This window comes from Agrobacterium sp. GW821-FHT14E08 (assembly GCF_058803865.1).
The window spans coordinates 233167-256693 of the sequence record NZ_JBXAPJ010000007.1 but is presented as its reverse complement, the minus strand read 5'-3'; the positions used below and the strand labels follow the sequence as shown (position 1 = coordinate 256693).

The window sequence follows — 23527 nt, the reverse complement described above, 5'->3', positions numbered from 1 at the left end:
GATAGCAACGTGCGCATCGCAAAAAAAGTTCCGAAGCGTCGGAACTATTTTTTTCATCACGCATTATTTGCTCGACACAAAAGGAATACCGGACGTTATGAACATATTTCAATCGGACCAAGATCAGCCGGACAATTCGGCCGCCCCCCAGGTTCCGCACTCCGGGCGGGCGGTGATTTCCCGCAAGCTCAGGGAGCTTTACGATGCCGTTCAGGATGAAGGCATCCCTGATAAATTCCTCGACCTTCTCGAAAAACTCGATGAAGCCGAAAGCAAAGCCAAAATAAAGGCTTCGGAGGAATGATGGCGAAAGAGCCGGAGCAGACAGAATACAACTTCAAAAGGGAAATGCTGGCGGCGCTGCCGAACCTGCGTGCCTTCGCGATTTCGCTTATCCGCTCAAGGGACCGTGCAGACGATCTCGTGCAGGACACGATCATGAAGGCCTGGGCCAAACAGGACAGCTATCAGCCTGGCACCAACATGCGGGCATGGCTGGTGACGATCCTGCGCAACGAGTTCTACAGCCAGATCCGCAAGTCCGGGCGCGAAGTGCAGGATACGGACGGGGTCTATACCTCGCGCCTGTCGGTGCCTCCTGAACAGCACGGATCGGTCGACCTGCAGGATTTCCGCGCCGCCCTTGCGAAATTGCCGGACGATCAGCGCGAAGCGATCCTGCTGATCGGGGCTTCGGGTTTTGCCTACGAGGAAGCCGCCGAAATCTGCGGCTGCCCGGTCGGCACGATCAAGAGCCGGGTCAGCCGTGCAAGGCTGCGCCTGCAGGAGCTTCTCGGCATTGAAAACGAAAACGAGTTCGGTCCCGACGCGCAGATGAGCGCGGTCACCGCCGCTGCCACGGCGCGCTGAGAGAACTGAACGCAGACGGCAATAAACGGGCAGGCCTGCGTCTGCCCGTTTTTCTTTGCCCGCTTCCTTAGATGCCGGTTTCCTTGACCGATTGCATCACCACGAATGTCGAAGTGTTGGAAACCGATGGCAGGCTCGAGATTTTTTCACCGAGCACTCTTCGATATTTGCGGATATCGCTGGTACGGACCTTCAGCAGATAATCGAAGGCGCCGGCGATCATGTGACATTCCTCGACTTCCTTGATCTTGCGCACCGCCGCGTTGAATTCCTCCAGCGCCTTTTCGCGCGTATCGGAAAGCTTGACCTCGGCAAAGGCGATGTGATCGACGCCGAGTTTCTGCGGATTGAGCATGGCGCGGAAGCCAAGAATATAACCTTCGTCGACCAGCCGCTTGAGCCTCGTCTGGCAAGGCGTCTTGGAAAGGCCGACGCGTTTCGACAGTTGCAGGACCGACATGCGCCCGTCTTCGCTGAGCGCCTCGAGAATCTTGAGATCGAAGTGATCCAGATCGTCTGTTTTTTGACTATTTGCCATGTAATTTAACGCCAAATGTGAATAATAAAAGTTCGTATTTCCTGTTTTATCCTAAAAATAGGGCCATAGCAATTTTTACAGCGATGGTATTGTACTCGCCAGGATGAAAAGCGGCGGGTGGAGGACACGCTGCCGCCGACGGTCTGTCTTCAACAGCTTTTTCAGGGTTTTCAGAATGGCCGATGGTGCAAGCAACGCCAGTGTAAACAACGCCGACGTCAACACGCAGCAAGCGGTGAACGGCATTTTCCAGAATTTCGCGCCGCCGGTGCGCGAGCAGAGCCTGCTGCGCAAGGCGATCACCGCCGCCTATCGCCGCCCGGAGGAAGAATGCCTGGCGCCGCTGATCGAGGCGGCAACGGTGACGGCGGAAGAAACGAAAACCATTCGCGACACGGCCCGCAAACTGATCGAGGCATTGCGCGCCAAGACCAAGGGCACCGGCGTCGAAGGGCTGGTGCAGGAATATTCGCTCTCCAGCCATGAGGGCGTGGCGCTGATGTGCCTCGCCGAGGCGCTGCTGCGCATTCCCGACACCGCCACCCGCGACGCACTGATCCGCGACAAGATCGCCCGCGGTGACTGGAAGTCCCATATTGGCGGCGGGCGCTCGCTTTTCGTCAACGCCGCTACCTGGGGTCTCGTCATCACCGGCAAGCTGACCTCGACGGTCAATGATAGCGGCCTTTCGGCGGCGCTGACCAAGCTGATCGCCCGCGCCGGCGAACCCGTCATCCGTCGCGGCGTCGATATGGCGATGCGCATGATGGGCGAGCAATTCGTCACCGGCGAAACCATCGGCGAAGCGATCAAGCGCTCCAAACCGCTGGAAGAACAGGGCTTCCAATATTCCTACGACATGCTGGGCGAAGCCGCGACCACCGCCAAGGATGCGGAGCGTTATTACAAGGACTACGAAAACGCCATCCACGCCATCGGCAAGGCGTCTGCCGGCCGCGGCATCTATGGCGGCCCCGGCATTTCCATCAAGCTTTCGGCGCTGCATCCGCGTTACGCCCGCGCCCAGGCCGAGCGCGTGATGGCGGAGCTGCTACCGCGCGTCAAATCCCTGATGCTGCTCAGCAAGAAATACGATATCGGCCTCAATATCGATGCGGAGGAAGCCGACCGGCTGGAACTGTCGCTCGATCTTCTGGAAGAGCTGGCGCTCGACAAGGACCTTGCGGGCTGGAACGGCCTCGGTTTCGTCGTGCAGGCCTATGGCCGCCGCTGCCCCTTCGTTCTGGATTACATTATCGATCTCGCCCGCCGCTCGGGCCGCCGCATCATGGTGCGTCTCGTCAAGGGCGCCTATTGGGACGCGGAAATCAAGCGCGCGCAGGTGGAAGGGCTGGAAGACTTCCCGGTCTTCACCCGTAAGGTCCACACGGACGTCTCATACATCGCCTGCGCCCGCAAGCTGCTCGCCGCACGCGATCTGGTCTTTCCGCAATTTGCGACCCACAATGCGCAGTCCATGGCGACGATCTACAATCTCGCCGGCCCCGGCTTCAAGCTCGGCGACTATGAGTTCCAGTGCCTGCATGGCATGGGCGAACCGCTTTACAGCGAAGTCGTCGGCAAGAAGAAGCTCGATCGGCCCTGCCGCTTCTACGCCCCCGTCGGCACGCATGAGACGCTGCTGGCCTATCTCGTCCGCCGCCTGCTGGAGAACGGTGCGAACTCTTCCTTCGTCAACCGCATCGCCGATCCTGCCGTGCCGGTGGACTCCCTGCTGGAAGACCCGGTTGCCGTCGTCAAGGCCTATACTGTTCCCGGCGCGCGTCACGACCGCATCGCCGCCCCCGAAGGCCTGTTCGGCCCGGAACGCAAAAACTCCGCCGGTCTCGATCTTTCCAGCGAAACGACGCTCGCCGCACTGGACAAAACCCTGAAGGCAGGTGCTGCGACGGAATGGAAAGCCACCGCGCCGCAGGCAGGTGGCAACACGCGCCCGGTTCTCAATCCCGGCGACCACAATGATATCGTCGGCCATGTGACGGAGCCGACGCAAGCCGATGTCGAAGCCGCCATGCAGCGGGCGGCAGCCTCAAGCTGGCCGTCCACCCCGGTGGAAGAACGCGCCGCCTGCCTGGAGCGGGCCGCCGACGCCATGCAGGCCGAAATGCCCGCCCTGCTCGGCCTCATCATGCGCGAGGCGGGAAAATCCATGCCCAACGCCATTGCCGAAGTGCGCGAGGCGATCGACTTCCTGCGTTATTACGCAGCGGAAGCTCGCAGGAACTTCAAATCCGGCGAAACACCGCTCGGCCCGGTCGTCTGCATCAGCCCGTGGAACTTCCCCCTCGCCATCTTCATCGGTCAGGTGACGGCGGCGCTGGTTGCCGGCAATCCGGTGCTGGCGAAGCCCGCCGAAGAAACGCCGCTGATCGCGGCCCAAGGCGTGCGCCTGCTGCATGAGGCTGGCGTTCCGCAGGATGCCGTGCAGCTTCTGCCGGGCGACGGCAAGACGGGTGCCGCACTTGTTGGTTCACCTCTCACAGCCGGTGTGATGTTCACCGGCTCCACGGAAGTGGCGCGGCTCATTCAGGGCCAGCTTGCCGGCCGGGTTCTCGCCAATGGCCAGCCAGTGCCGCTGATTGCCGAAACCGGCGGCCAGAACGCCATGATCGTCGATTCCTCGGCGCTTGCCGAGCAGGTCGTCGCCGATGTAATCGCATCTGCCTTCGACAGCGCCGGCCAGCGCTGCTCGGCGCTACGCATCCTCTGCCTGCAGGAAGATGTGGCGGACCGCACGCTGACCATGCTGAAAGGCGCGCTGCATGAATTGCGCATCGGCCGCACCGACAAGCTCTCCGTCGATGTCGGCCCCGTAATTACCGCCGAGGCGAAGGGCATCATCGAAAAGCACATCGAGGGCATGCGCGGGCTCGGCCATCGCATCGAACAGATCACGCTTGCCGGCGAAACCGGCAAGGGCACCTTCGTGCCGCCGACGATCATCGAGATGAAATCGCTCGCCGATCTGAAACGCGAAGTCTTCGGACCGGTGCTGCACGTCATCCGCTTCAAGCGTGACAATCTCGACCGGCTGATCGATGAAATCAACGCCACCGGCTATGGCCTGACCTTCGGCCTGCATACGCGCCTTGATGATACGATCCAGCACGTCCTGTCGCGCGTCGCGGCCGGCAATCTTTATGTGAACCGCAACATCATCGGCGCGGTGGTCGGCGTGCAGCCTTTTGGCGGGCGCGGACTTTCCGGCACCGGCCCCAAGGCCGGCGGACCGCTTTATCTCGGCCGCGTGACGCAAACCGCGCCGAAGATTGATCGCGTCGCCAGCCAGCAGGACCAGGCGGCCGTCGATCTTGCCCGCTGGCTGGATGAAAACGGCCAGACCATCGCGGCTGAGGCAGCGAGGCAGGCTGCGGCCCTTTCCGGCCTCGGCTTTGAAACAGAACTGGCAGGCCCGGTCGGGGAGCGCAATGTCTATGCGCTGCATCCGCGCGGCAAGGTTCTGCTGATCCCCGCTACGGAACAGGGGCTGTATCGCCAGCTGGCGGCAGCGCTTGCCACCGGCAACTCGGTCGTCATCGACAATGCGTCGGGACTGGAAAAAGCGATCTATGGATTGCCGGCAACCGTCACCTCGCGCATCGCCTGGGCTGACAACTGGGAAAAATCCGCACCCTTCGCCGGCGCGCTGATCGAAGGTGATGCGGAGCGTGTCGTAACGATCAACAAGAAGATCGCCGCCCTGCCCGGCCCGCTGGTTCTGGTTCAGACTGCGACAACAGAAGCGCTTTCCGGGGAAAGCCAGCCCTATACGCTCGACTGGCTGGTGGAAGAAGTCTCGGTCAGCGTCAACACCACAGCCGCCGGCGGCAATGCCAGCCTGATGAGCATCGGCTGATAAATACAATCCGGCAGGGTCCTGGCCCTGCCGGTCAACTCTTATCCGCCAATCTCGCCACGCCCGAAAAGCTGGTTCAGGACCTGCTCCTCCAGCCGCGCGAATTCGGCGGTGCCGTGGCGGCGCGGACGCGGCAGCTTCACATCCAGATCAAGCGCGATACGTCCTTCGTCGATGACGACGATACGGTCTGCAAGTGCGACAGCTTCCGAAACATCATGCGTGACGAGAACGGCGGTGAATTTCTGCTTGCGCCAGATGCGCTCCAGCAGAAGCTGCATTTCAATGCGGGTGAGAGCATCGAGCGCGCCGAGCGGCTCATCCAGCGCCAGGATCTGCGGATGGGCCACCAGCGCCCGTGCCAGCGCCACGCGCTGCTTCTGGCCGCCGGAAAGCACATAGGGCCATTCGCCAGCCCGGTCCCTTAGCCCGACCTCTTCGAGAATTGTAAGCGCCTGCTCCTGCGCCGCCTCGCCCTTGGCAATGCCCGTCAGGCCCACGGAGACATTGTTCGCTATTCTCTCCCAAGGCAGAAGGCGCGGCTCCTGAAACATCATGCGGGTGCGGCTCGATGCATCTTTCGAGACGGCTCCGGTGGTCGGCGTGTCGAGGCCGGCCAGAATACGCAGGAGCGTGCTCTTGCCACAGCCGCTCTTGCCGATGATGGCCAGAAACTCGCCTTCCCGCACATCGAGATCGATGCCGCGCAGAACCGGTTTATCACCGAAGCTCTTCGCCACATTGCGGAAGCTGAAGGCGACCTTGCCTTCTGCCGTCTTCTCACGTTGTTCGATTTTCCCCTGCGACGGGAGGGATGGCGGGGCATCCGGGCGTCTCAGCGTCGTCACATTGCCGGTCGACATGGGTTACCTCAGACTTTCTTGAAGGCTGGATGCCATTGCAGGAAGATGCTTTCGAGGAAGCGGGCGAAACTGTCGGCCAGCTTGCCAAGAAGCGCATAGATGAGGATCGACAGAACCACGACGTCGATCAGCAGGAACTCGCGCGCCTGCATGGCCATATAGCCGAGGCCGGACGAGGAAGAGATGGTTTCGGCCACGATCAGCGTCAGCCACATGATGCCGAGCGCATAACGCAGGCCGGTGAAAATGGCGGGCAGCGCGCCGGGCAGGATGACCCGCCGGAACAGCGTGAAGGGTGACATACCATAGGTACGGCCCATTTCCACCAGTTGCGGATCGACACCCTGAATGCCGAGCAGCGTGTTGATGTAGATCGGGAAAAACACCCCGAGCGCGACGAGGAACAGCTTCGCCTCCTCATCGATGCCGAACCACAGGATGACCAGCGGAATGAGCGCCAGATGCGGAATGTTGCGGATCATCTGCAGCGTCGTATCGGTGAAGCTGCGGGAGAATTTGGAGAGGCCATTGGCCAGCCCGAAGATGAAACCGATGGAGCCGCCAATGGCGAAACCCACAAGCGCACGGGCGGAACTCACGCCGATATTGGCAATGAGTTCCCCCGAAAGCAGAAGCCGCCAGAAGGCTTCCGCAACGGCGGAAGGGGCTGGAAGGACATTTCCTGAAATAAGCCCTATGCGGGAAGCCGCTTCCCAGCCTGCAAGAATGATGGCGGGAAGCAGCCAACCCGTGATGCTTCCAACCTCGATGCGCCTTCTGATGCTCATGGCGAAGCCTCCGGATCGGGGATCAGTTCGTCGCACCAGACCAGACGGCATCCTTGATGCTGATCTGTTTCGGGATCAGGCCGAGACGATAAAAGCGGTCGGCGGTTTCCTGCTGGCTGGCGACGATCTTGTCGTCGATCTTGGTAATGCCGAATTCAGAGCGGTTCGCGGCGAGCGTCTGCGCCTCCAGCGGCACGCCCGTCACTTCATGCAAAGCTGCGGCGACCTTGTCGCGGTTGGCGGCGGACCATTTCGCCGCCTCGCCCAGAGCATCGATGGTGATGTTGATCGTATCCGCATTGGATTTGGCGTAATCGCGATTGGCGAGGAAATAGGTGCTGACATTAAGAACATCGCTGGTGCGGGCCAGAGTGACCGGCTTGTAGCGGGTTTCGGCAATCGCATAGAACGGATCCCAGACGGCCCAGGCGTCGATCTTGTCGCTGGCGAAAGCTGCCGCGGCATCGGCAGGGCTGAGATAGACCACCTCGATATCGCTGAATTTCAGGCCGTTCTTCTCAATTGCCGCCACCAGCAGATTATGCGCGCTGGTGCCCTTGCCGACGCCGACCTTCTTGCCCTTGAGATCGGCAACCGATTTGATGCCGCTTTCGGGCTTTGTGAAGATCGCCTCACCTTTGCCGTTCGAAGGAAGCGCCGCGACATAAACGATGGCCGAACCTGCCGCCTGACCGAAGATAGGCGGCGCATCGCCCGTCCAGCCGACATTGATGGAGCCGACATTCAGGGCTTCCACCAGCGGCGGGCCAGCGGTGAACTCAACCCACGAAACCTTCACGCCCTTGGCCTCAAGCGCCTTTTCGATGACGCCGTGCTGACGGGCGATCACCGGCAGGCCGGTTTTCTGATAACCGATCTTCAGCTCTTCCGCCGCCTGGGCCTGAAAAGGCAGAACGGATAAAGCAGCGGCAACAAGAATGCTGGCGGAAAGGGCGCGGCGGGTGACGGCTGGCATTTCATCTCCTTATCACCGGCGCTCTTGCCGGGTTGCGATATGGAGCAATGCTAGGGTTTTCCATTAAAACGATAGAGAGACGATAATTCAATATGAGCAATATTGCGGGAATAAAATTCCGCGCAAATGCCTCTTTTCCGCAAATCGTCGCGGACGCCCTCATCCGCCCCATCGAATAGAAATGCCGGCGCGGATGGAGCCGCGCCGGCATGATGGATCAATTTGTCTATAAGGACGCGATTATTCGATATCGAAGGAAACGCCCTGCGCCAGCGGCAGCGCCTTGGAGTAGTTGATGGTGTTGGTGGCGCGGCGCATATAGGCCTTCCACGCATCCGAACCGGATTCACGGCCGCCGCCGGTTTCCTTCTCACCGCCAAAGGCGCCACCGATTTCCGCACCCGAGGTGCCGATATTGACGTTGGCAATGCCGCAATCGGAACCTTCCGACGACAGGAATCGTTCCGATTCCTGCATGTCGCGGGTGAAGATCGATGAGGAAAGACCAGCAGCGACGGCGTTATGGTCGTCTATCGCCTGATCGAGATCGCTATACTTCATCACGTAAAGGATCGGCGCGAAGGTTTCTTCCAGCACAGGCCCCGCCTGCTTCGGCATTTCGACAAGCGCCGGCTTGACGTAATAGGCATCCGGCGCACCCGTATCCACGCGGCCGCCACCATTCACCACGCCATCATGGGCTTTCGCCGCTTCGAGGGCCTTCTGCATGCCGTCGAAAGCCGCCTTGTCGACCAGCGGGCCGACGAGTGCGGAGGTTTCCAGCGGGTTGCCGACGGAAACGGAAGCATAGGCCTTTTTCAGGCGCGGCACGAGCTGGTCATAAACGCTGTCATGCACGAAGAGACGGCGAAGCGTGGTGCAGCGCTGGCCGGCCGTGCCCATGGCGCCGAAGGCGATGGCGCGCAGCGCCATGTCGAGATCGGCGGAAGGGCAGACGATGCCGGCATTGTTGCCGCCAAGTTCCAGAATGGCGCGGGCGAAGCGTTTCGCCAGACGCGGGCCGACATCGCGGCCCATGCGGGTGGAACCGGTGGCCGAAACGAGCGGCACCTTGGGATTGTCCACCAGAGCTTCACCCACGGCGCGGTCGCCGATCAGAAGCTGCGAGAGACCTTCCGGCGCATCGCCGAAACGGGCGGCGGCGCGCTCGAAGATGCCCTGCACGGCAAGCGCCGTGAGCGGCGTCTTTTCCGAAGGCTTCCAGACCACCGAATTGCCGCAGACGATCGCAAGCGCCGCATTCCACGACCACACCGCGACCGGGAAGTTGAAGGCGGAGATGACGCCGACGACGCCGAGCGGATGCCAGGTTTCCATCATGCGGTGGCCGGGGCGTTCGGTGGCGATGGTGAGACCATAAAGCTGGCGGGAAAGGCCGACCGCGAAATCGCAGATATCGATCATTTCCTGCACTTCGCCGAGGCCCTCGGAGGGAACCTTGCCCGCTTCCAGCGAGACGAGACGGCCGAGATCGGCCTTGAAGGCGCGCAGTTCTTCGCCGAGCAACCGGATCAGCTCCCCACGACGGGGCGCCGGCACATTGCGCCATGTCTTGAAGGCGGCATCGGCCCGGTCGATCACGGCTGCGACACCCTCGACCGAAACGGTCTTGAGATTCGCGACCTGTTCACCCGTCACCGGGCTGAAGGAGGCCATATCGCCGCCGGTATAGAGATCGCGGGCAACGCCCATCCTGTCGAGCAGGGCCGCGGCTTCCTGTTTCACGTCGAGCTTCGTGGTCGCATCCATGTCCATCGTCCTTTTGGCTTAAAAGGGGAGGAAAGGCCGTTTCGATACGGCGCTTTCAACTCCCGTCACTCTTCTTTCCCCGAATTTTCCATTCGTTATGTGAAACTGGTGTTTTACACCGTTCCATTCTTTCTCGTAATCATATATGGCCATAACGACCCTTTTCCAATGAGGAAAGCGGGTAAGTTGATGCGAGAATGGAATGGATCCGCGCAGAAGACTGGTCCCTGACATCGTTACCCTGCAGGCGTTCGAATGCGCGGCACGGCATGGCAATTTTACGCGTGCAGCGGAAGAACTCAACCTCACACAGAGCGCGGTGAGCCGGCAGATCGGTGAACTGGAAGCGCAGACCGGAATGCAGCTTTTCGAGCGCATCCGCAGGCGGGTCGTGCTTTCGGAAGCGGGGCGTAAATTCCTGCCCGATGTGCGGCGCCTGCTACAGCAATCCGAACAATTGATGGTGCGCGCGGTTTCAGCCGGAACATCGCACGCATCGCTTTCCGTCGCGACACTGCCGACATTCGGCAGCCGCTGGCTGATGCCGCGCCTCCACCGCTTCATCGAAGCCAATCCGGAAATAACGATCACCATCGGCTCGCGCTCGCATCCCTTCGATTTTGATGAGGAAGGTTTCGATCTCGCCATTCACTACGGCCAGCCGGTCTGGGCGCATGGCACCTGCACATTTTTGTGCAACGAGGTGATCGTGCCGGTCGCAAGCCCCGCCCTGCTGCGCCGCGCCGGCGTGAACCAGCCGCAGGATCTGACCGGGCAGCCGCTCCTGCATGTGACGACGCGGCCGAAACTGTGGACGGAATGGCTGGAGATGAACGGGGTGACGGCGGAGAATGCCTATCAGGGCAGCCGTTTCGACCAGTTCTCGATGATCATCGAGGCCGCCGCAAGCGGCATCGGTTTTGCCCTTCTGCCGAAATATCTCATCGAGGCGGAGATCGCCTCCGGCCGCCTCGAAATCGTCTTCGACATTCCCCTGCAAACTGACAAGAGCTATTACGTGGCCCTGCCGGAAGGACGGCAGGACAATGCACTGGCCCGCGCCTTTCAGGCATGGCTGCTCGATCAGGTCGGCAAGCCGGTGTAATCCATCATTCACTCAGCTCGAAGGGCTGAGGGAAACGTCATACAGCCCCGGAAGATCGGGGCCGACGGGCACAATGCGGGTCGGGTTGAGCGCCTTGATGGAATAATAACCGCGCTTGATATGGTCGATATTGACCGTGTCGCGCACGCCCGGAATGGTCAGCACCCGCATGATATAGGCCTGAAGGGCGGGATAATCGGCGATACAGCGAAGATTGCATTTGAACAGGCCGTAATAGGCGGCATCGAAACGCACAAGCGTCACGAAAAGCCGGACATCTGTTTCGGTTAAAAGATCGCCGAAAAGGAAAGGTCCACCTGAAACGAGGCGATTTTCGAGCTCCTGAAGCGTTGCAAATACATCGGCGAAGGCCTCTTCATAAGCGACCTGCGTGGTGGCGAAGCCGGTCCGGTAAACGCCGTTGTTGAGGCGCGGATAGATGTGATCATTCAGAGCGTCGATCTCATCGCGCAAACCTTCAGGATAGAGGTCCACGCTATTATCGGCCAGATCGCCGAAACCGGAATTCAGCATGCGCAGAATATCGGCGGATTCGTTGTTGACGATGGTTTTCGTCTTTTTGTCCCAAAGCACGGGCACGGTGGCGCGGCCGGTATAGTGCGGATCCGCGCTGGTATAGACCTCGTGCATATAGGTGAAGCCGTTGAGCCTATCGCGATCCGCGCCCGGATAGTCGCCAAATTTCCAGCCCTCGTCGGAAAGGGTAGGCTCGACAACGGAAACGGAAATCACCTCTTCCAGCTTCTTCAGCTTTCGGCCGATCAGCGTGCGCGATGCCCATGGGCAGATCAGCGCGACGTAAAGATGATAACGGCCACTTTCGGCCGCAAAGCCGCCCTCACCCGTCGGCCCCGCCGAGCCGTCAGGTGTCACCCAGTTGCGGAAGCCGGAGGTCTGGCGAACGAAGCCGCCTTTCTTGTCGGTCGCCTGCACCGGATGCCATTCGGCGGTCCATTTTCCATCCACGAGCATTTGCGGCTCTCCGTTCATCTAAAGATGAAAGCCTTATGGGCCGGGTTGCCACCGGCCCGCAAGCCGCGCTTCGGTTGACGCACTGTTTCCGATCAAGAGTGAGTTCAAAGCCGATTGCGGAAAAACGGGTTCCAGCGCACGGTGCCCAGCCTCACCTTTTCGCGGATCATCGTCAGCAGTCCCGATGCGGCGATGACGGCCAGACCAAGCACGGCGACAGCATCCGGATATTCGTGGAAGAAAGCCATGCCGATCGCCACGGCCCAGAGGATTTGCGAATAATGCGATGGCGCGATCTGGCTTGCCGGCGCGATGCGGGTGGCGACCAGAAGGGTGATCTGCCCCGTTGCCGTGCAAAGGCCGATGAAGGCGAAGGCCAATAGCTGGTGCAGGTTGGGCATGACGAATTCGGGGATGGAGGCAATGCCATTGAAGGTGAGGCCGTAGATCAGCAGCACGCCCATGATCGAGGTGCGCTTTTCCTTGCCAGCAAGCGAGCGCAGCAAAACGATGGTCATCGCCGCCAGGAAGGCGACGCCGATGGCGGCAAAATGCCCGAGTTCCAGCGTCTTGAAGCCTGGCCGCACGACGAGGATCACGCCGACGATACCCGCCAGAACCGCCGCCCAGCGCCATGGACCGATATTCTCCTTCAGCACCACGGCGGAAAGTACAGTCACGAAGAGCGGCGACAGGAAGATCAGCGCATAGGCTTCCGCCAGCGGAATGGTGGTGAAGGCATAGATGCCGAAAATACCCGCGAAAAGGCCGGAGATGGCGCGCCCGTGCACGGCGAAGGGCCGGCTCATGCGCCAGAATTCACGCCACCTTTCTTCGCGCGGCTTGCTGAAGAAAATGAAAATGCCGGAAAATAGAATGCTGAAGAAGCCGATTTCGAAAACGCTGATCTGCGATCCAAGCGACTTGATGGTGGCATCGCCCATGGAAAAGGTCGCATAAGCGAACAGACCGAGCAGAAAACCCTTTTGCATTTGAACTTCCCCAAACACCGACCGCAATGCAAAGCATCCCCCGGCCGCGTGGAACGCGACCCGGACGCCCCTTCAAGGGACAGACAGTCTGGCAGATTTGATCCTCACCCTATGGCTAGACCCGGCTACCTATGAGTGCAAGCCGGAAAAACGGCAAAATTGCCCGATTGAACCCAACCGATGAAAATGGCTGCAAGGTGCGGCAAATTTGTCCCGCCATGGCCATCACATCACCGTCATGGAAAGAGGTTAGCCGGTGTTGATCGTGGTGCTTGGCGGCGGGCGTGAAGGCGGCTAAATATTATCGTGCGATTTTCATCCGCCGATTTCCCCGGCTGATATTGCTGCGTTACCATGGCCTCGCTAACCGAAAGGAAAAAGAATGCGGATTGTGATGATCGGTTCGGGTTATGTCGGCCTCGTGTCCGGCGCGTGTTTTGCGGATTTCGGCCATGATGTGGTCTGCGTCGACAAGATGCCGGAGAAGATCGAGGCCCTGAAAAGCGGCCATATTCCCATCTTCGAACCGGGTCTGGAGACCATCGTCGCCAACAATGCCAAGGCCGGGCGGTTGAGCTTCACCACCGATCTTTCCGCAGCCGTCGCCAATGCCGATGTCGTTTTCATCGCGGTCGGCACGCCCTCGCGGCGCGGCGATGGCCATGCCGATCTTGGTTATGTCTATGCAGCGGCAAAAGAGATCGCCCATTCGCTTGATGGCTTCACGGTCATCGTCACCAAATCCACCGTTCCCGTCGGCACAGGTGATGAGGTGGAGCGTATTATCCACGAGGAAAACCCCTCGGCCGATTTCGCTGTCGTCTCCAACCCGGAATTCCTGCGCGAAGGTGCGGCCATCGAGGATTTCAAGCGGCCGGACCGCATCGTCGTCGGCCTTTCGGACGAGCGCGCCCGCCCCGTCATGACCGAGGTTTACCGCCCGCTCTATCTCAACCAGTCGCCGCTGCTCTTCACCACAAGACGCGCTTCCGAACTGATCAAATATGCCGCCAACGCCTTTCTGGCGATGAAGATCACCTTCATCAACGAAATGGCTGACCTCTGCGAAAAGGTCGGCGCCAATGTGCAGGATGTTTCGCGCGGCATCGGCCTCGATGGCCGCATCGGCCCCAAATTCCTGCATGCCGGCCCCGGTTATGGCGGCTCCTGTTTCCCGAAGGACACGCTGGCGCTTGCCAAGACCGCGCAGGATTATGACGCGCCGGTGCGGCTGATCGAGACCACCATCGCCATTAACGACAATCGCAAGCGCGCCATGGGCCGCAAGGTCATCAATGCGGTGGGCGGCGATGTGCGCGGCAAGAAGATCGCCGTGCTTGGCCTCACCTTCAAGCCGAATACCGACGACATGCGCGACAGCCCGGCAATCGCCATCATCCAGACCCTGCAGGACGGCGGTGCGAAAGTGGTCGGTTACGATCCGGAAGGCATGGCGAATGCCCGCCATCTGATGGAAGACATCGAATACGCGGCCGGCCCTTACGAGGCGGCGGAAGATGCCGATGCCGTGGTGATCGTGACGGAATGGAACCAGTTCCGCGCGCTCGACCTGCCGCGCCTGAAGGCGATCATGAAACATCCGGTGCTGGTGGATCTGCGCAATATCTACCGCACGGATGAGGTCGCCGCGCATGGTTTCATCTATGCCGCGGTCGGCCGTCCGCATGAAGGCGGTTTCGACAAGGGCGCATAGAGGTTTCGTTTTCGCCATTTCATTAAAAGGTTTTCTGCGCTTCGGTCAGACCGCAAACGCACCAACGAATTCGGGATATAATCATCATGCGTTATCTGGTTACCGGCACGGCTGGCTTCATCGGCTTTTACGTTGCGAAGCGACTGTTGGACGCCGGCCATTTCGTGACCGGTTTCGACGGCATGACGAAATATTACGATGTCAGCCTCAAGGAAAAACGCCACGCCATTCTTTCCCGCTCCAACGGCTTCCGGGCCGAAATCGGCATGCTGGAAGATACGGATGCGTTGAAGCGCGCGGCAGAGGCCGCCGAACCGGAGATCATCATCCACCTCGCCGCACAGGCGGGCGTCCGTTACAGCCTTGAAAATCCACGGGCCTATATCGATTCCAATCTCATCGGCTCGTTCAACATGCTGGAGCTCGCCAGAAGTTTGCAGGTCAAGCATCTGATGCTGGCATCGACCTCCTCCATCTACGGCGCCAACGAAAAAATACCCTTCGCGGAAAGCGACAAGGCGGACGAGCCGATGACGCTTTACGCCGCCACCAAAAAATCGATGGAACTGATGGCGCACAGCTATGCCCATCTGCACAAGCTGCCCACCACCGCCTTCCGTTTCTTCACGGTCTACGGTCCATGGGGACGGCCGGACATGGCGCCGATCAAATTCGTCGACGCCGTTTCCAACGGCCGGCCGATCGATATTTACGGGCAAGGCAATATGAGCCGCGACTTCACCTATATAGACGATCTGGTGGAGGGCATCGTCCGGCTGAGCACGGTCATCCCATCCGAGGAAAACCGTGTCACGCAGGAAGGCGTCAACGATACGCTCTCGCACCACGCGCCCTTCCGCGTGGTCAATATTGGCGGCGGCCAGCCGGTGGAACTGATGCATTTCGTAGAGACGGTCGAAAAGGCGGTCGGGAAACCCGCGATCCGCAACATGCTGCCGATGCAGCAGGGCGACGTTCCCCGCACCTTCGCCTCGCCCGATCTTCTGAGAGCCTTGACCGGTTACGTGCCGCAGACCCCGGTCGAAGAGGGCATCAAGGCCCTCGTCGCCTGGTATCGCGAGATGCATCCGGCCGAATTACGGGAATAGCCTCACAGCGTCGCCAGCAGGCGGTTGGAAATGGTGCCGCCGGAAGCGCTCTGCATGGTGATCTTGGTTTCAACGGCCTCGATGATCGTGTCGCTGAAATCCATCTCCGTGAGATCGCGGATATTGGAAAGGCCACCCGGGGAAAACACGTTCACTTCCAGTATCTTGTCGCCAACGATATCCAGCCCGACAAGGAACATGCCGTCTTCCACCAGCTTCGGCCGCATCATGTCGGCAAGCGCCACGATTTCATCCGTCACTTTCACCGCCTCGGCGGTGCCTTTGGCGTGAATGTTGGAGCGCAGATCGCCTTTCGCCGGCACGCGGCGCAGGGCGGCATATTGACCATCGCGCATCAGCGGGCGGCCATTCATCATGAAGAAGCGGATATCGCCATCCTTGGCGGCCGGCAGATAGGCCTGCGCGATCAGATAACCTTCGAGGCTCACCGCCTCGAAAATCTGGTTGAGATTGGCCTCCTTGCTGGAGCCGATCTTGAAAACGTTCTTGCCGCCGGAGCCCTGCAGCGGTTTGACGATGACACCCTTGGGGTGCGCGTCGGCAAAGGCGCGGATTTCCTCGACATTGCGCGAAATGATCGTGGTCGGGCGGACGATTTCGGGAAAGCTCTGGAAATAGAGCTTGTTCTGCGCCAGCGCCAGACCTTCGGGATCGTTCAGAACCACGACGCCCCGCTGTTCGGCAAGCCGCCCGAACAGGATGCCGGCATGCACCGCCCATGGTCGAGTGGTCTGGTCAAGCGAGGGGTCGTTGCGCAGCATCAGCGCATCGATTTCCTCCACATCCATGGTCCGCCGTTCCAGCGCCTTGTCCTGCAGGGCAGCATGAAACGCATCCGATTTCTTGTATTTCGCCTTCGGCAGCACCGTGGCATGGATGGTCAGGCTGTCGTCCGAGCGCAAGGTGAAATCGCCGGGCGTCAGATAGACCACCTCGTGGCCGCGATTGAGCGCCGCCATGGCAAGCAGGCCGGTCGCGTAGTTCGGTCCCTCGGTTTCGATGGAATTGACGAAAAATGCGATACGCATGAAGCCCCTCCTATAATGTCGCCAGTTCGGCAATGGATAATCCCGCCCGTATTTTTTCCAGCCGCTCATTGGCCCGGGCGGGCAGCAGAAATGCGGGCCTGACAGCCGGCGGACGAAGCAGGCCGCGCAGGGCCAGCTCCTGCATCACCGGAAAATGGGCGGCGGCGATCTTGCCCATCCAGAACGGATCGAGCGCCCCGCCCCTGCGCAGATGCTCCAGCACCTCCGCCAGCCCACGCAGATAGATCGCGTCCTTGGAAAGACCGCCGCCGCGATAGATACGCAGCACCATGTTGAAGGCCCCAGCCTCATCGAAACCGTGATCGCGGGTCATGATGCGGAAGGTCTCCACGAAGCTTGCCCCATCCAGCATGGCGGCACAGCCGATAACACGGCCGGCGATCAGCCGCAGGCGCTCACGCGTCATACCACCGGCCAGATGTTCCGCCAGCACCGCCAGCCCCTCCTGCACGCCCTCGTATCCGGAGAGGCCGGTGCGGAAGAGGCGCAAGCCCTGAAACGAGCCGTTGAAATAGGTGAGAAGATGCACGCCGATCTCATGCGACAGCAACGCCTCGACACGGCGCTGTTCCATGACGGTGTGGCGGGAAATCAGAAGTTTCTCGCCCGTCACCATCAGGCCCGGCGGCAGGTCGTCGCGGATTTCGACGCGTGCCTTGAATTCCGGGTCTTCCGCCAGATAGGTCTCGACCATCTCCCGCGACTTCTTGGCGACCGCGTAACAATCGACCATGGCGATTTCGCCGCCTTCTTCCTTTCGCGGACAATCCTTGAGCACACCAAGCGCCAGTGTCAGAAGTGCGGGTTCCACGGCGCCATACAGGGCGCGTGAAAAATCGGTGAAGGTGCGATGGTGCAGGCTTGCAAGCATCGTCAGCTGCAGATCGATCTCCCGCTGTTTTTCCCGGTAGAGGTGATAAAGCACCGGGTCTTCCAGATGATCGAAACCGACCGAATAGAGCTTGCGTTTCTGCTCCTCGACATCGACGCCGAGCGGCCGGTAGAGCAGACGCGGCGCATATTGAAAGCTGCCATCGCGGAATTCCTCGAAGGCCCGGCGAGCATTGATCGGCGTAACGGAGAGAAGAAAATCGAAGGAAGACACAATGTCGTCGATCGAACGATCCGCACGTCTGACTGCATCAACGAAGGCTTTGCGGCCGAGTGCCCGGTGGCTGGTGACCTTGAGGGCGTCCATGCCGGAAGCAAATGACGAGAAAGCCTGCAAACCGGCATCGAAAAGATCGGCGATCATCGTTTCGCGCAGGCCAGGATAATCCGCTCCGGATTCCGGCTGACGATAGATCGGCGCAAAACGCACGCTGATGCAGGGGAAATCCAGCCCGGTATTCTGAAACCTGAGGATCGGATCGGCATCCGGTTCCGGCCGGGTGATGCGCGGCGTGCGAAACCGCACCTCGGCATCACAAACCGCCTTGATGAAGACGCGGCGCGCCTTTTGCGTTTCCGGCTCAGCCGTCGCGGAGACGGAAACTTCATAATGCGGCAGGAAGGGGGAATCGTCGGCCAGAAGAATATCATGCTCCAGCTCGCCGATATCAATCACCATGAAAGCGCCGAAACGCTGCCGCATGGCGGCGCCCACGGCCTCGATCAGAGGCGCAGCCTCCTGAATGGTGGAGGCGATGAGATAGGATGCATGGGCAGCGGCGATATCGCGCGCGGCGAGGTCTTTCGTGCCGCCCGTCAGATGCAGGCAGAGGAACGGCAGCGGCCGGTCGATATGCAGACGGCCATCTTTTCCGACATCGCGGCGGACGGCCTTGCCGGCCTCGAGGCACGACACGACATCATCGACCAGATCGGTGATGGGGGACGGCGCATTGCGGGCGGAGGATATATTCATCGCCGCGATCTCAGACATTCTTCAATAACCGGCTGAAGTGCTGCAATCGTGTCGCGAATATCCGCCACCGCGCGCGCGTCCGCCTCTCCCGTCCACTCATCCATGAAGAATTTCTTGAATTCGATCGCGATGGCGCAGCCATTTTCCGCAAAGCGCTCATGAATGAAGCGGGTCTGTTCTCCTTTGCCCTGAAAGGCCACATTCTCGCGCACATCAAGGCGGCGCCCGCCGATGATCGCGGACGCAAAATGACGGCCCACCGCACTGACGATGTCGTTCCAGCGGCTGCGGTCCATGGAATAGGTGCCAATATTGATATCGGGCGCTTCCGCCTGCGCCGTTGGCGGCGCGGCAGCGCCCTGCCGGCGATGATTATAGCTATGTACGTCCAACACCACGAAAGCGCCGTGCCGGCGCTCAACCGTTGAAAGAACCGCTTCAAGCATCGTGTAATAGTCGGCATGAAAATCGAGCGATTGGCGAAGCGCGTCTTCGGGCGGCTGCCCGTTCCAGACCTCCAAGCCCCAGGATTGTTCCGGCTTTAAATAGATCGCCTGATCGGCAGCGCGGTTGAGATCGATTTCAAAACGCGAATGGTGAACGACGATACGGTTGGTCATCCCGGCGATCATCACGCCGGTAAAGGGATCTTCTTCCCGCAGCCGCTTGTCCGGGGAAAGCGCCATCAGGCCGGCTATATCGGGACGGATGCGATGACCGTCATGAATAGCCGTGCCGATGACGGGCGAATTGCCGAAGTCGATCGACCAGAAACCCTTGTTTTCGTTATTGCCGTGGTATTCGTTGTCGCTCTGTCCGGCTGCCATGCTGCCTCCCCTGCATCGGGGGTAAAACAGCGGGACTGGCCCGTTTGTTCCGGGAAAAATTGCGCGCGATGTATTTGGCCCCGGCAATGACACTCCTTCAAAACATGGGAACCATATAGGAAAGCCCACGTTGTTCTGGCAGGAGGGCCGCCGTGTCAAACGGACGCGATGGCGCTGAAGAACATCGGGATTTTTCCGTTTTCTCCCGGTGGCCAACGAAACGGCAGCCGAGCTTCTTACCCATCCGGCGTCCCTCCGTCCCCGCTTTCCACGCACAAGGAGCCGCGACATGGAAAAGACCGAAACGCGCAAACTTGCGGAAGAATATCTTCGGCTCGGCGGTACCCGCCAGGTCATGATCGACGACAACAAGACCTTCGTGCGCCAATGGAAAGACGAACCGGCGGAAGCGGAGAGATTTTGGCAGACCAACATCGAAAATCTCGACGAGGAACGCCTGAAGGACGTGGAATTTTTTCTCCCTTCCGTGAATTCCGACAAGGATGATTGAACCCATAAGGAGACAGATATGACTGCCATCAACGCTGCAAAGATCCTCATTCTCGCAACGGACGGCTATGAGCGCTCCGAACTGCGCGTGCCCTATGACCAGTTGAAGGCCAAGGGTGCGGACGTAAAGATCGCCTCAATCAAGGAAGGCGAGATCAGGAGCTGGGATAAAAAGGACTGGGGCGACAGCATTGCCGTCGATCTTTCCGCCGGGAGCGTCAAATCGGATGACTTCGATGCGCTGGTTCTTCCAGGCGGCCAGATCAATCCGGATGTCCTGCGCCACGACGAGGATGCGATGCGCGTCATTCGCGATTTCGTCAAGTCCGGTAAGGTCGTGGCTGCGATTTGCCACGCCCCCTGGCTTCTCGTTGAAGCGGATGCCCTGCGCGGCCGTAACGCCACGTCCTACTGGTCGATCAAGACCGACCTGAAAAACGCCGGCGCCAACTGGAAGGACGAAAAGGTGGTGACGGACAAGGGCATCATCACGTCACGCAGCCCGGAAGACCTCGATGCCTTCGTTGCGAAAATCGTCGAGGAGGTCGAGGAAGGCCGCCACGAACGCCGTGCCGCCTGAGGCCCACGACATACCTGTGCCGCCGCTTGCCGGCGGCACTTTTATTGGGAGACATCCATGAAAAGTAGATTGCTGGCCACCGGTGCCGAACGTACCTTCATTCTTGTCATCGACCCGGAGGAAGAGGCATTCGAGGCGATCCGCCGCTTCGCAAAATCGGAAAACATAAACGCTGCGTCGGTGACCGCGATAGGTGCCTTTTCAACTGCGACGCTCGCTTTTTTCGACCTTTCTACGCGCGAATATAAGGAAATTCCCGTGACGGAGCAGAGCGAGGTTCTGAGCCTGCTTGGCGATATTACGCTTGACGAAAACGACACCCCAAATCCGCACCTGCACGTTGTGCTGGGCTTTGCCGACGGTTCTACGAAAGGCGGCCATTTCCTGAAGGGGGTGGTGCGCCCGACGCTCGAAGTCGTCATTCGCGAGACACCGGCGGAGTTGCGGCGCAGTTACCGCCGCGAATTCGGCATCGCCCTCATCGATCCAGCGAAATAGACCAACGGAACCGGAAAAACGCCACTGCGTTATCTCTTCATGCAGGGGGACGCATGGCGGCAATCACACGAAAAGATGCGGATAGTGATGAAGTCAGGCAATTTCTGATCGGTCTGGCACGTGGAACGGCAGGCGCACTGCTGTTTGCCCTGCCCATGCTGATGACCATGGAAATGTGGTTTCTAGGCCTTTACATCAATTCCTGGCGGCTTCTGCTGCTCTGCATCCTCAACCTGCCGCTGCTTTTCCTGCTCGCCCGCCGCATCGGCTTTGAAAATATTCATTCCCGGACACAGGCGCTGCGTGACGCAATAACGGCCTATGGGCTGGGCATTGCCGTCAGCGCCGCCGTGCTTTTGCTGTTCGGCATTTTGAACGATCAGCTCACCATCTCAAATCTCATCGCCAAAATCGCCCTGCAATCCGTGCCCGCCAGCATCGGGGCGCTGCTTGGCCGCAGCCAGCTCGGCGAACATTCCGACACCGAGGATGAGGACGATGGCGAATATTCCGGCGAGACGGGTTATCTGCACGAACTCTTCATGATGATGGTCGGCGCGCTTTTTCTCAGCCTCAATGTCGCCCCGACGGAAGAAATGATCCTGATTGCCTACAAAGTAACTCCCTATCACATTCTGGCGCTTTGCCTGGTCTCGATCGCGATCATGCACGGCTTCGTTTATGCGCTTCATTTCAAGGGGTCGCACCAAGTGCACGAGGGGCAGGAATGGTGGCAGTCCTTCCTGCGCTTCACCCTGCCCGGTTATGTCATCGCCATTGCCATCAGTATCTACACGCTCTGGACCTTCGAACGTCTCGACCATACCTCGCTGTCGCAGATCATGAATGCCGCCGTCATTCTCGGTGTTCCCGCTTCGATCGGCGCAGCCTCTGCCCGGCTGATCCTGTGAGGAAAAAATGACCATATCGAAGGGCCGCAAACATGTTGAAAGCCCCAAGCCGCATTGGGTGGAGTGGCTGACGGGCGCCGTCTGTACGCTTCTTGTCGTCGCGATGCTCGGCTGGATCGGCTATGACATCTATCGCTACAAGCCGGACAAGGCCCGTTTCGAGTTTGCCGTCACGGACGTCGAGGCACAGGCGGGACAGTACCGGGTGAGTTTCGACATTCGCAACCTCTCCATGACGACGGCGGCGCAGGTGCATGTGCGCGGCGACCTGCAGCAAAATGCCGCCACGCTGGAAAGCGCCGACGTGACATTCGATTATGTCGCCTCGGAATCCCGCGACACCGGCACGCTCTTCTTCCGAAACAATCCCCAAAACGGAACACTCATCATCAACGTCGCCGGCTATACCGAGCCGTGAGACCTTTCAGGACACTTTCATGCCCACATCGGAACTGACGAAGGAACGGGACCTCAGGGAATCAAAACCCCTGTGGGCCGATACGCCCCGCATCGGCATTCGCAGCGGAAAGACCCCGGAAGCCAACCATTATGACACGATCGTGGTGGGTGCCGGCATCAGCGGCGCGCTTGTGGCCCATGCGTTGCACAGGCCGGGCCAGTCGATGCTGATCGTCGACCGGCGTGACCCGGTAATGGGCAGCAGCGTCGCCAGCACCGCGATGATTCAACACGAGATCGACACACCTCTGACTGAACTCAGAAAGATGATCGGTAGGGACGCTGCGGATCGGGCGTGGCAACGCTCGGCGCGGGCCGTCCTGCGTCTTGAGGAAATCGTTTCCTCGCTCGGCATATCCTGCAGCATGGCGCGCAAGCAGGCGCTTTATCTCGCCGGCGACGAAATGGGGTCGCGCGCGCTGAAGGCTGAAGCGGCAGCCCGGGAAGAAGCAGGGATTGCGGCGCGCTTCCTTGGCCCCGCCGAATTGAGGAGCGACTACGCCATCGATCGGACTGGGGCTATCCTTAGCGATATTTCGGCCTCCGCCAATCCCGCACAGCTGACGGCCGGCCTTTTGCGCCACACGTCGGGCGCCGGTGCGGAAATCGTGTCCCATCTGGAAATCACCGATCTCAGAAACCTCGGTGACGAGGTGGTCGTCGCCACCGCACAGGGCAAGATCCTTTCCGCCCGCAATGTCGTTTTCTGCACCGGATACGAATTCCTGAAGTCGCTGGAAAGCCCGAAACATCAGATCATCTCCACCTGGGCGCTGGCGAGCAGGAAGGGCATCGATCTGCCGGACTGGCTGAAAAGCCATATCGTCTGGGAGGCTTCCGATCCCTATCTCTACCTGCGTACCGACCGTGACGGACGCCTGATCGCAGGGGGCGAGGATGAGGAAAACCCGACATCGTACCTTTCTGAAGGAAAGCTCTTTGCCAAACAGGATGCAATCCGGCGTAAGATAGAAAGTCTCCTTGGTATCGACATCGGAGAGCCGGAATATCGCTGGGCGGCGGCCTTCGGTACCACCACCACCGGCCTGCCGCTGATCGGCGCGGTTCCCGGCATGAGGAACGTCTACGCCGTCATGGGCTTCGGGGGTAACGGCATCACCTTCAGCCAGATCGCCGCCGAGATAATCGCTGCCGCCGTCAATGGCGGCAAGGATCCTGACGCCGATCTCTTCCGGTTCGATTGATCGCC

Annotated in this window: 22 protein-coding genes; 12 read left to right on the top strand and 10 right to left on the bottom strand. The window is 60.0% G+C overall.

Translation table 11 applies throughout. The features are described 5' to 3' along the window. The first annotated feature begins 97 nt into the window (after positions 1 to 97). Entirely contained in the window at positions 98 to 304 is a 207-nt protein-coding gene (locus AC1ROR_RS22415) for a NepR family anti-sigma factor (protein WP_035223536.1), read from the top strand. Next, a complete protein-coding gene (locus tag AC1ROR_RS22410; protein WP_003508744.1) occupies positions 304 to 870 on the top strand; it encodes an RNA polymerase sigma factor in 567 nt (188 codons plus the stop codon). The genes AC1ROR_RS22415 and AC1ROR_RS22410 overlap by 1 nt, the downstream gene beginning before the upstream one ends. 67 nt (positions 871 to 937) lie before the next feature. Here the strand turns inward: AC1ROR_RS22410 and AC1ROR_RS22405 are convergent, their stop codons facing one another. Then, complete coding sequence (locus AC1ROR_RS22405; RefSeq protein WP_035223539.1) at positions 938 to 1408, bottom strand: Lrp/AsnC ligand binding domain-containing protein; 471 nt, start codon at positions 1406 to 1408, stop codon at positions 938 to 940. Between the two features lie 175 nt (positions 1409 to 1583). Here AC1ROR_RS22405 and putA point away from each other — a divergent pair, with 175 nt between their 5' ends. Beyond that, complete coding sequence (gene putA, locus AC1ROR_RS22400) at positions 1584 to 5285, top strand: trifunctional transcriptional regulator/proline dehydrogenase/L-glutamate gamma-semialdehyde dehydrogenase (protein WP_498590779.1); 3702 nt, start codon at positions 1584 to 1586, stop codon at positions 5283 to 5285. 41 nt (positions 5286 to 5326) lie between these two features. Here putA and AC1ROR_RS22395 read toward each other — a convergent pair whose 3' ends face one another. The 4 genes from AC1ROR_RS22395 to amaB all read right to left on the bottom strand — a co-directional run bounded on the left by AC1ROR_RS22395 (position 5327) and on the right by amaB (position 9682). Then, positions 5327 to 6148 (bottom strand): ABC transporter ATP-binding protein, encoded by an 822-nt coding sequence (locus AC1ROR_RS22395; RefSeq protein ID WP_035223543.1) that lies wholly within the window; start codon positions 6146 to 6148, stop codon positions 5327 to 5329. A gap of 8 nt (positions 6149 to 6156) precedes the next feature. Next, a complete protein-coding gene (locus tag AC1ROR_RS22390; protein ID WP_080839070.1) occupies positions 6157 to 6936 on the bottom strand; it encodes an ABC transporter permease subunit in 780 nt (259 codons plus the stop codon). Between the two features lie 22 nt (positions 6937 to 6958). Beyond that, a complete protein-coding gene (locus AC1ROR_RS22385; protein WP_498590778.1) occupies positions 6959 to 7912 on the bottom strand; it encodes an aliphatic sulfonate ABC transporter substrate-binding protein in 954 nt (317 codons plus the stop codon). A gap of 240 nt (positions 7913 to 8152) precedes the next feature. After that, complete coding sequence (gene amaB, locus AC1ROR_RS22380) at positions 8153 to 9682, bottom strand: L-piperidine-6-carboxylate dehydrogenase (protein WP_031234134.1); 1530 nt, start codon at positions 9680 to 9682, stop codon at positions 8153 to 8155. Between the two features lie 202 nt (positions 9683 to 9884). Here amaB and AC1ROR_RS22375 point away from each other — a divergent pair, with 202 nt between their 5' ends. After that, positions 9885 to 10787 carry a LysR family transcriptional regulator gene (locus tag AC1ROR_RS22375; RefSeq protein WP_498590777.1) on the top strand — a complete coding sequence of 301 codons (903 nt, stop codon included), beginning with the start codon at positions 9885 to 9887 and terminating at the stop codon, positions 10785 to 10787. Positions 10788 to 10799: 12 nt separating this feature from the next. Here the strand turns inward: AC1ROR_RS22375 and AC1ROR_RS22370 are convergent, their stop codons facing one another. Next, positions 10800 to 11780: a glutathione S-transferase family protein gene (locus tag AC1ROR_RS22370; RefSeq protein WP_035223551.1), complete on the bottom strand. Its 981-nt coding sequence runs from the start codon at positions 11778 to 11780 to the stop codon at positions 10800 to 10802. Between the two features lie 104 nt (positions 11781 to 11884). After that, the gene (locus AC1ROR_RS22365; RefSeq protein ID WP_003522518.1) at positions 11885 to 12772 is read right to left on the bottom strand and encodes a DMT family transporter; all 888 of its coding nucleotides are present in this window, start codon (positions 12770 to 12772) and stop codon (positions 11885 to 11887) included. Between the two features lie 382 nt (positions 12773 to 13154). Here AC1ROR_RS22365 and AC1ROR_RS22360 point away from each other — a divergent pair, with 382 nt between their 5' ends. Together AC1ROR_RS22360 and AC1ROR_RS22355 are read left to right on the top strand one after the other, a co-directional pair. Next, complete coding sequence (locus AC1ROR_RS22360; RefSeq protein WP_498590776.1) at positions 13155 to 14486, top strand: UDP-glucose dehydrogenase family protein; 1332 nt, start codon at positions 13155 to 13157, stop codon at positions 14484 to 14486. An 86-nt stretch (positions 14487 to 14572) separates the two neighbouring features. Further along, on the top strand, positions 14573 to 15595 hold the full coding sequence (locus AC1ROR_RS22355) for an NAD-dependent epimerase (protein WP_498590775.1): 1023 nt from the start codon (positions 14573 to 14575) through the stop codon (positions 15593 to 15595). A gap of 2 nt (positions 15596 to 15597) precedes the next feature. Here the strand turns inward: AC1ROR_RS22355 and AC1ROR_RS22350 are convergent, their stop codons facing one another. The 3 genes from AC1ROR_RS22350 to AC1ROR_RS22340 are packed head-to-tail and all read right to left on the bottom strand — an operon-like array spanning position 15598 to position 19359. After that, positions 15598 to 16644 (bottom strand): glutathione synthase, encoded by a 1047-nt coding sequence (locus tag AC1ROR_RS22350; RefSeq protein WP_080839059.1) that lies wholly within the window; start codon positions 16642 to 16644, stop codon positions 15598 to 15600. Positions 16645 to 16654: 10 nt separating this feature from the next. Beyond that, entirely contained in the window at positions 16655 to 18532 is a 1878-nt protein-coding gene (locus AC1ROR_RS22345; RefSeq protein ID WP_498590793.1) for a flavohemoglobin expression-modulating QEGLA motif protein, read from the bottom strand. Further along, on the bottom strand, positions 18529 to 19359 hold the full coding sequence (locus AC1ROR_RS22340) for an N-formylglutamate amidohydrolase (RefSeq protein ID WP_498590774.1): 831 nt from the start codon (positions 19357 to 19359) through the stop codon (positions 18529 to 18531). Before AC1ROR_RS22340 ends, AC1ROR_RS22345 begins: the two co-directional genes overlap by 4 nt. 289 nt (positions 19360 to 19648) lie before the next feature. Between AC1ROR_RS22340 and AC1ROR_RS22335 the strand changes: the two genes are divergently transcribed. The 6 genes from AC1ROR_RS22335 to AC1ROR_RS22310 are packed head-to-tail and all read left to right on the top strand — an operon-like array spanning position 19649 to position 23522. Next, positions 19649 to 19870: a hypothetical protein gene (locus AC1ROR_RS22335; protein ID WP_035223556.1), complete on the top strand. Its 222-nt coding sequence runs from the start codon at positions 19649 to 19651 to the stop codon at positions 19868 to 19870. Between the two features lie 18 nt (positions 19871 to 19888). Further along, positions 19889 to 20449, top strand: a complete 561-nt coding sequence (locus tag AC1ROR_RS22330; protein WP_498590773.1) for a DJ-1/PfpI/YhbO family deglycase/protease — start codon at positions 19889 to 19891, stop codon at positions 20447 to 20449. Positions 20450 to 20506: 57 nt separating this feature from the next. After that, positions 20507 to 20947 (top strand): PPC domain-containing DNA-binding protein, encoded by a 441-nt coding sequence (locus AC1ROR_RS22325; protein ID WP_080839048.1) that lies wholly within the window; start codon positions 20507 to 20509, stop codon positions 20945 to 20947. 53 nt (positions 20948 to 21000) lie between these two features. Next, positions 21001 to 21858, top strand: coding sequence for a TIGR02587 family membrane protein (locus AC1ROR_RS22320; RefSeq protein WP_498590772.1), 858 nt, complete (start codon positions 21001 to 21003; stop codon positions 21856 to 21858). Positions 21859 to 21865: 7 nt separating this feature from the next. Beyond that, on the top strand, positions 21866 to 22276 hold the full coding sequence (locus AC1ROR_RS22315) for a TIGR02588 family protein (protein WP_080839044.1): 411 nt from the start codon (positions 21866 to 21868) through the stop codon (positions 22274 to 22276). A gap of 19 nt (positions 22277 to 22295) precedes the next feature. Next, positions 22296 to 23522, top strand: coding sequence for an NAD(P)/FAD-dependent oxidoreductase (locus tag AC1ROR_RS22310; RefSeq protein ID WP_498590771.1), 1227 nt, complete (start codon positions 22296 to 22298; stop codon positions 23520 to 23522). The last annotated feature ends 5 nt before the right edge of the window (positions 23523 to 23527 follow it).